The 9,192-nt window shown below is 34.3% G+C and carries 8 protein-coding genes; all 8 read right to left on the bottom strand.

Going from position 1 to position 9,192, the window contains the following annotated elements:
* Positions 1 to 178 precede the first annotated feature (178 nt).
* Positions 179 to 307: a hypothetical protein gene (locus R2B72_RS07770; protein WP_318615879.1), complete on the bottom strand. Its 129-nt coding sequence runs from the start codon at positions 305 to 307 to the stop codon at positions 179 to 181.
* Between the two features lie 413 nt (positions 308 to 720).
* Positions 721 to 2,076: a TniQ family protein gene (locus tag R2B72_RS07775; protein WP_318615880.1), complete on the bottom strand. Its 1,356-nt coding sequence runs from the start codon at positions 2,074 to 2,076 to the stop codon at positions 721 to 723.
* Positions 2,077 to 2,091: 15 nt separating this feature from the next.
* The gene (locus R2B72_RS07780) at positions 2,092 to 3,249 is read right to left on the bottom strand and encodes an AAA family ATPase (protein ID WP_318615881.1); all 1,158 of its coding nucleotides are present in this window, start codon (positions 3,247 to 3,249) and stop codon (positions 2,092 to 2,094) included.
* Positions 3,250 to 3,251: 2 nt separating this feature from the next.
* Entirely contained in the window at positions 3,252 to 5,948 is a 2,697-nt protein-coding gene (locus tag R2B72_RS07785; RefSeq protein WP_318615882.1) for a TnsA endonuclease N-terminal domain-containing protein, read from the bottom strand.
* Positions 5,941 to 7,269 (bottom strand): TniQ family protein, encoded by a 1,329-nt coding sequence (locus R2B72_RS07790; RefSeq protein ID WP_318615883.1) that lies wholly within the window; start codon positions 7,267 to 7,269, stop codon positions 5,941 to 5,943. The genes R2B72_RS07785 and R2B72_RS07790 overlap by 8 nt, the downstream gene beginning before the upstream one ends.
* Positions 7,270 to 7,508: 239 nt before the next feature.
* A complete protein-coding gene (locus tag R2B72_RS07795; RefSeq protein ID WP_318615885.1) occupies positions 7,509 to 7,787 on the bottom strand; it encodes an iron-sulfur cluster biosynthesis family protein in 279 nt (92 codons plus the stop codon).
* Positions 7,788 to 7,817: 30 nt separating this feature from the next.
* Entirely contained in the window at positions 7,818 to 8,246 is a 429-nt protein-coding gene (locus R2B72_RS07800; RefSeq protein ID WP_318615886.1) for a dual specificity protein phosphatase family protein, read from the bottom strand.
* Positions 8,243 to 9,190, bottom strand: coding sequence for a thioredoxin-disulfide reductase (gene trxB / locus R2B72_RS07805; RefSeq protein ID WP_318615887.1), 948 nt, complete (start codon positions 9,188 to 9,190; stop codon positions 8,243 to 8,245). Before trxB ends, R2B72_RS07800 begins: the two co-directional genes overlap by 4 nt.
* Between the last annotated feature and the right edge of the window lie 2 nt (positions 9,191 to 9,192).

Consider the following 9,192-nt stretch of genomic DNA (forward strand, 5'->3'; position numbering starts at 1 on the left):
GCGAAATGGCGAAAGCCATCCAATTAAGGGATGGCTTATTATGTATAGTGTTCTAAGTAAATCAATTGGCCGCAAACATAAACTTTAGTCTGAGAGTGATATCTCCCGATAATATACTCTGTTACTGTGATTTTATTCCTTATTATGAGTAAAAGAGCTATGGCTCTGACTAACCTATTTAAACAGGATCAAACAACTCCACCAATAACAGTGATACTGCTACTAACAACGTTGCATCCTCACCAAGCTTTGATACCGTAACTTCTGTTTCCTTTGCATTTTGGGTAAGTGTTCTTTGATTATACAAGGGTTTTAACGCCATGCGATGTTAATAATATCTTTGCCAATTATTTAACCATGTATTTGCCAATCCAGTAATACCAACACTTTCCCAGTGTTAATTTTAAAACACATTCTAATTAAAAATTTTATATTGATTTCAATTCAGATTATCTTTAACTTTTGGCATCGATTTGATTAATAATTATACTTTCGGTATAAATATGGTTAACTATAAATAATAATTGTTAATTATGTAATGGACCTAATCAATATAAAATAAATGCCTACTATTTTATTCTATTGTAGGCATTAAAAGGAACATACATTCTATTCTATTTTATCTTATATCCATTCCTTAGGTCAAGAAACAGGTATGAACTCTTGCTACAAAGCATATATAATTCATTTCACAGAATAACTATCAATCTTACAGCACCATCAATGAAATCCTTTAAGATTACCTTCTAGAACTTTGTTTATATGCTCTATAATTTCTCGATTTATAAACTGTCTCCCTATTTTAACTTTATTCATAATGTATAATTTATTCAGAGGTTCACCTTCTTTAAAAGCTGAAGAAGCGCATTCACTAATTTCCTGTTTTATCTTTTTTACTTGTTCAGATTTTTCTTTCGCCTTATATGCTTTATATCTGGCACTTATTAAACGGCATTCATCTGGGAAAAACTCTCTTAATGATTCGTTGCTTTTATATCCAATTTTTTTAGTTACGTCACCTAATTTTAGCGGTGGATACTCATCACTATTAATAAATTCATTCAGTGCAATCCTTTTTTCATCAATACTAAGTCTTATAAAACTCTTTTTATTAAAAAGTCCTTTTTTAATTGGTCTAATTTGATTTCTACTTATACTAATTTCATTTTCCTTAAGTAGTATTTTTTCTATAGATATATTTACACAAAAGCTCAATATTAATAGAGATTCAAAAGAGACTTTCTTAGACTTATTTTTCCATTGCAATATGACAGCTCTATTAAAACCCATATTATACGCCAAATTGTAAATTGAATTATTAGCCGGATTAAAATTTTTAGTTAAGAAATTACTCACTTCATCTAAAATAACATCACGATTGATAATCTCTTGCATTTCACTTTTCATTAGTCCTTCTACATTTTTGTATACCCATTTCTGCCAATCAGTATTTTCTTCACATGTATTATTATTTATTACGAGGTTAGAACCTAACCAGGTTTTACATTTCGAACAATAACCAATTGTTGAATGTAAGTCTAATTGTTTATTCTCTTTCTTACAGGCAGGACAGGTGGATTCCAAAAAACAATTGTGTTTTAAACATATTGTTACTGACTTAAGGGACCATACAAGCTTTTCATATGCAATTTCTTCATTTTTTTGATCGTATATACAAGCGGGACACCAATGACGAACGACTTTTATATCTCCCAGAGATAGTAGTGAAGATAGTTTCATCCATGTTAAATCCTTCAAATCTATTCTATCAGTTAACTCCCTGAGTACTTCTAAAAAAAACAAAGCTTGTTGATTAAATCCATTTATAGAATATGATTTATAGTACACCCTATAAAGATCATTATCGCTATACCCTAGAGTTTCCTCTGTATATGAGGTTGGAAATATTAAATGCCTAACTAAACTTGAAACCGATACAGAATGGGCCTCCGAAATCCGTTGAATATAACTAGTCAAACTCTCAACATCAATACTTTCCTTGCACATCGGTTCTAATGGATAGCATATACTCCTCTCAGGCCCTTTAATATTTTCATCATTCCATAAGGTAAGCATTGAATCACCCCAATTTCATGAATTTATTTTGGCATCTTTGAATTCATCAACTCCAATTCGATCTCGATTTGCCTTTCTTTCTCCTACCCTTCCCCTCTGCTTCGGAGATTTCTGAGATGTGCTTTTTTCTTCAATTTTATTAGTGCCTATTCCAAGCTTTAAGCCCACTCTCTCTCTGCGCTCATTCTCACTATCGCTGTCTTCTACGTACTTCTCCATTTCAATTGCCTCATCCGCCATTTTCTCAACCTTATCTAAACTTAGTGAGAATCTTTCAAAATCGTTTATAGTCAAAGTTTTTTTATTCATATCATTCGATAAAGAATAATCAAGTGTCCGATTAAACCATAACTTCATATTGCCAACACAGCCTACCGAATGCATATAAAAATATTCCCAGTGATCTATCAAGTTTGGCTCATTATTAAACGGTAGATGTTTCTGAAAAGTCCATAAAACACTTTGAAACGCCTCTCTGTCATCGGTTATGTCTGCTTTGTACCTTGGTAAATGTACGTCAATCCCCCGTCGTATTAATTGGCCACTTAGATTTCTAAATTTAAGAATTTCATAAGTTCCAAATAAAACAAATGGGACCATACTTATGGAGGCAAGTGACTTTATAGTATCCATCTGATTTCTAAGACTTTTCCCCCGTGCTATCCTTGAAATATGTTGAGCTTCATCGATTAAAAAAGCATGTGGCTTTCTATATATTAATGCGTTTTCCATTGCTCTTCTATAAGCATTTTTACTTTTATCGGTTGGCATAATCCCTCTAGAATGAACTTCAATATTTACTTTATAATTAATCAATGGCTCGTTAAGCGAGGTCAAAGATCTAATATAGAAATCTTTCCAATCAAAACGCCCATCGTCTGGCGCGATTGCTTCCGTCCCAACAATAGGTATTAACCCTTTATCTAAAAGCATTTCTGTCAAATAAGTTTTATTGTAATCATGAATTATCCTATTAAATAATGTAGATTTCCCAACGCCACTGGGTCCAAAAATAAGTAAAATCTCATTTTTATCGGCAACACTAATCTTATTGTTAAATTCTTCATATGCTTTCATTAATTTTGGATGAGCCACAGTTAGATCTTTAAAATAATCTATTTTCTCATTAGCTGATTTTAGAATCAGTTCGTCAGGAAATAACCGTCTATTCATTTCTAAAACTCCCCGTAGGCAACGAATTTTTGCGTATCAGTTTTTCCTATTTTATCAGAAGGCATTACATTTTCTTCTTTCACAAGATGTAGGTGCCTCCCTTCAGATTTAGGACCATTACTTTTACTTTGATTTCCTTCTCGATCAGCCACTTTTCCCATTAATTTCGCAGCCTTATCCTTTAAATGTTGTATTTGCAGAACTTCTTTTGACTCTGCTGAATCAAGGAATTTTGCAATTATCGTACCTGTTATTTCAATAGCATTCCCGGCATTCCTCATGCGTTGCCTAATTTCAATAGTGGCCATTTGGATTTCTTTTTCGGTACGGTTTTCAAAGGTCATAAAATTTTCTGACCGAAGTTTAATCCAATATTTATTTACATAGGCATAAGCAATGGACATATCGAATGGATCATACCTCACATAAACACTCTGTCCTTCAATTTCCGGGTGATCAAGCATGTCTCCCCAATAATAAATATTATTAATACGAACTCCTCGTCCAGGTTGAATTTTCGCTGTTTGTTTAGAAGTAGATGGCAGCGTCATTATTTCAAATAATTCGTCATACCTAACAAAAGTATGTTCTCGTTTACCAGTTTTGTATAATCGATTTTCATAAAAATTCCGTGGAGAAGTACCCAATGTTGAATGAATTTGTTGATCATATATTTCATAACACCATTCATTCATCATTTCGTGCAATGATTCAAATGTCCAAATTGCATTGTGTTTAGGGTTGAATTTTTTAGTCACTACTCTCACATTCTTCATTATTTGCGTATTCCCTAAGAGATTATGAATAAATTCTGTATTAGTAGTCCCAAATAATCGCTCACAAACAGAACCAAATTTAGGCTTTGATCCCGGTCGCTGTGCTTTAGTGACATTGTATTTCGCTAATAGTGTATCAAAATAAACACTATGAAATTCCTTTCCACCATCGACAACTAACATTTTGGGTAATCTTGAATTTCTCCTCACACATTCCCGCAAAACCATCATACAAGACCGATAACTTGGTGGATCGAAAGTTAAATAGAAAGAAAGTATTCTTCTAGAATAGGCATCAATTAAGAGGCTGAGCCAAGGTCTCCCTAAATTTTCATGTGTATCTGAACAAACTAATTCAATATCTAGTTCCGTATGATCTAAATGACAAACCTGATAAGGAAAATCACCATGTCTCGGAGTAGTTGTCTCTATCTCAAAGTAGAATTTTTCAGTGTCATATGCAGCTTTCGCACCTTTTCTTTTTTCTGTTTGAACATAGACGGGTCTCTTTTTTGATTCTTTCCAAAAGGTAACGAAACTTGGAGGCGTCCATCTCCTATCGTTACACTCTTGATAAAACCGCTTATAAATTGAATTGAGATTAGAACTACGTGGATTTTCAAATTTCTCTTTTATATATTCATCCATTAATCCTATTACTTCAGGGGATAGTTTTCTTTCTCTATTTCCTTGATTATTTCTTTTGGTTATTAGACCTACAAAACCGTTTCCGAATTGACTTTCAGCATCTTTGTATTTTTTTACCCAGTCCCTAAATGTTCTTGGACTAACCTTTAGCTCTTCTAAAGAAATTCCATTCCAGTGGCTTTGCAAAACACTGAACTTGCGATTAGCTTCTTCCAAACTCTTTGGTGAAGCGCTAAGTATTATGTCTAAAACTTCCTCTGAAGTGGAGGATTCATTATTTGAATTTATGAGAGGTTTTATTGTACCTTCGTGATATAGTTTTTCAAAAAGAGCATGTGGGATTTTAATTTCCCGTTCTCCATTCATAATTGAAATACTCGAATCACCTATACTTAAAATTGTACACTGTTCTGCTGACCATAAAAGAGGTTGTAATGGAAAAATATTGAGGGTTGATACATGCAAAATATCTTTCACATTTGCGTTAGACATATTGTAAAATGCATCCGAGGATTCTTTATTTTGATAAATTGAGAACTTATCAAAATCAGTGATTAAAGCAGCTTTAATATCAGCATAAATCTCATTTTGTGCAAGAAGATGGTAAATATCATCGGCGTTAAAATCAAGATTCAAATTTAGTAACTTTTCGAGACTAATACCTGGTTTCTCAGTTACCAAATTAATTACTTGAGCTTTCTTCGTTGGAGAAATATCTATTTTATTGCCAAGTAAATAATCTTCTAAAAATCTAATATTCCTTTGGAGTATCCAATCTATCTCATCAGAAGTACGAATTCGAAAAGATAATCCACACTCCCTAGCATATTCTTCGGCTGGTGGACATCGGAAAGTACCTGCTTCATCCACACTATATCTATTTGGATACTTCAGGATTAAGTTAAACAAATCTTTTTCAGTTTTCCATTCTTCATAACCAATCCAGTCTTTTTCAATAACAAAAAAGTCAGGGGTATAATGGTGCCCAATATTACGTCCTTTATTTTGATATCGAATGGGAAAAGTTTCTGGTTGGTCATAATACTCGATGACATTTGAATCAAATTCCTTTTCATAGATAGCTGCTAATTCAAGGGTTCTACTCTCAAACTGAATAGTTACACCCATCTTCTGACTTGGATAAGAACCGGAAACATTTTTCCCACTAGATCTTACTTTTCGGGATGGTTGTGATTTTCTTATGCTATCTATTTTTTGTATTGTATCTTCCCCGATATTTAATTCAAGGAACAGTTTTGTTAACTCCTTATTCACAGTCAGCCCTCCCATTTTCCTTTAAGTTGATTACCTTGTTATTATCCCCCATTAGTAGATGGTTAGTTTTCTTTTCCCAATAACTTCGGTACTTTTCCTCACGTAACATTCCATTTCCGATTATTCCCTCTATTTTTGCTCTTGTAGGGTAAGTACCCTGTTTCTTTAATGTATAGACAGCATTATTAATATTTTTTTTCATAATCTCGCTTTTATTTTTCTTCTTCACCTCTATGCTGTTTAAATAGAATTTTTTTATTTGTCTACACTCATTTGGATACATCTGAGTTAACAGCTTTCTATCACACTCCATCAATTTTGCTATCTCTCCTAATGAATAAGGCTTCTTTTCCGTTATAGCGATACCCAGAAAATCTTTAATTTTATCATGATTCTTTTTCGTTCTTTCAGAGGGCGAGATTTTATTTATACAATTGTCCGTTAGTATCATTCTGGATTTTTCCACACTAATGAAACTAGATAGATTTAGCTGTAATTTTGAAGTAATATCAATAAGTGCTTTTAATGGAGCTAGATTAGCACCTTCCTTCCATCCCCATAAAGTCGACTTAGAGTATCCGAAGAAATCAGCAGCTTTTGTTAAAGAACCTTCAAAGTTATTTTCTATATAAAATGATAATGAGTGTGAAACACAATCTCTTTCAAACGACAGGTTGGTGAATTCTAAAAAAAAAGTTCTCATTGAATCATTGATCTTACGACAGTAAATACCTGTACTTTGTTTGTCCCTATAGTTCCCTAGCCAATAAAAACATTTTGTACAGTATCCTGGTATACTCTTTCTTTCTAATGTGTACATACAAGACTTACAGAATGGACAAGTACTCTCTAGCAACCTGTCGTGAATTATGCACTTATGAAATGGTTGAAGGGTCCAACTCAGTCTTTCATAAACAGTCTGTTTACTTTCTAAATCAGCTTGGAAACAGGATGGACACCAATATCTACTACTTTTTAGTAACCCCCTAAAGGGAACTAAGCCCCGGCAATTAACAAACGTAGTTTCCAAAATATCTTTTCTACATGTTAAAGACTCAATTACTTTAATAAAATCTTCTGCAATGATTCCATAGCCATTAATGGCAGAAGATGATTTATAAAAACCATTCCCACCAATAGATACAATATTATTTATGTACTTCTTCCCTAATTCAGGTGCAATCAAGTGTGTCATAATATCACCGACAGTTATGCAATGAGCAGCTGCTAACCTAGAGATATAGCTGCTAAGGGACTCTACCTCAACTGAACCAATCCCGATTGGTTCAATAGAATATAAACAACTTCTTTGTAAAGACATTGTGCCACCTACCATTCTTGGAATACTGAATGCCCATTTTTTAATCCTTTTAATCCGTATGTTTAGTATTGGCTAGAATCTCCTCTTTTAAGCAGAGATATTCTGTATGTAATTGCATGTCTTTGACTACTAAGTACATAATTTGTTGCTAATTTATTTTATAAACTACGAAAACAGACGAGTTCTCCTTAAAAGGAGTCCTCGTCTGTTTGTATACAAATAGTTCAGTTCTTTTTTATTTAACAGTTATTCGGTGCACCAATCATGACTAAACCGGATTGTTCACCTTTAGATTCAAAGTCCAACGTTAAATCACTTATGATTTCTTTAGCCAGCAAAGCAATTGCAACAGGGATTTCATTAATCACAGACACAGTATCTGATTCTTCAGGAGAATCAAGTGATAATGCTATTTGTGGGCCACAGCACCCCTCAACCGCATAAATCCGAAGTCCTTCAGCTTGTTGTTCTTTCAATAGTGATTGAATATATTCTTTAGCTTTGTTTGTAATATCCATTATTATCTCTCCTCTTTTCCCATCAAATGATTAGGCATCTGGGAACATTCTTTTTAATGAGTCTTTCATGGCTGGCTTCACATTAATCTTTGAGCGAATTGCTTTCGCTTTTTCCTCTGCTTCAGCAATTGTATTTGCTTTCCCAAGGGCTAAAAGTGTACCAATCGCCACAGTACCTGTTCGATTACTTCCTCCACCACAATGAAAGAAGACTTTCTTTCCGTCACTATAAGAATTGACAACCAAATTTATGGCTTTATTCACAGATCCATCTTGCTGATCGGCATCATCAACAATCGGACAATGAACCCGATTGCTGTCCAATGAAATATTCGTGGATTCTGCACGTAAATCAACAATTAAATCTACTCTTTCATTCTTCATAACTTCCACTGCATCATCTGCACCACCAATAAAAATACCGTGTTCAATTAATTCCTGATAATTTTTTGTCGTCATCCTTCTGTCACCCCGCTCAATATTGGATTCCATTCATTACTCACAGATTCTAAGTATCTTTCTACATCTAAGGCTGCCATACATCCTGTACCTGCTGCTGTAATTGCTTGGCGATATTTATCATCTTGGACATCACCACATGCGTAGATACCTGGTATATTAGTTTCTGTTGTTCCAGGCTTCACTTGAATATAACCAACTTCATCTGTTTCGATTTGTCCTTTTAAGAAAGCCGTATTTGGTGTATGTCCGATTGCGACAAAAATCCCCTCTGCCTCAACTATCTCATCTTCACCAGTATCATTATTTTTCACTTTCAGTCCAGTTACTTTTATACCGTCCCCAATGACTTCAAGAGGAGTTTTATTTAACCCCCAAGCTATTTTGGGATTTCGTTTAGCGCGATCCTGCATAATCTTTGAAGCGCGTAATTCGTTACGACGATGAATAATCGTAACTTCAGAAGCAAATTTAGTGAGGAAATTCGCTTCTTCCATTGCCGAATCTCCTCCTCCAACAATGATTACTTTTTTACCTCTGTAGAAAAAGCCATCGCAAGTTGCACAAGTGCTCAGGCCTGAACCAATGTGTTCTTGTTCGCCTGGAATTTGAAGGAGTTTTGCTGATGCACCCGTTGAAAGAATTAGTGATTCAGTTACAACTTCCCCTAAACCATTAACATGAAGCTTAATAGGTTTTTGGGATACATCCACATCCGTTACCCATCCTCTTTTAAATTCAGCACCAAAGCGCTCTGCTTGTTTTCTCATGTTATCCATAAGGTCCGGCCCCATAATCCCATCTATAAAACCCGGAAAATTTTCTACTTCTGTTGTTAGTGTTAATTGCCCTCCTGGTTGTTCACCTTCGATAACTATAGGATTCATATTGGCTCTTGCTAAATAAATTGCTGCTGTTAAGCCAGCAGGCCCAGTACCTAGGATTA

It is taken from the genome of Sporosarcina sp. YIM B06819 (assembly GCF_033485175.1).
Taxonomy (GTDB): Bacteria; Bacillota; Bacilli; order Bacillales_A; family Planococcaceae; genus Sporosarcina.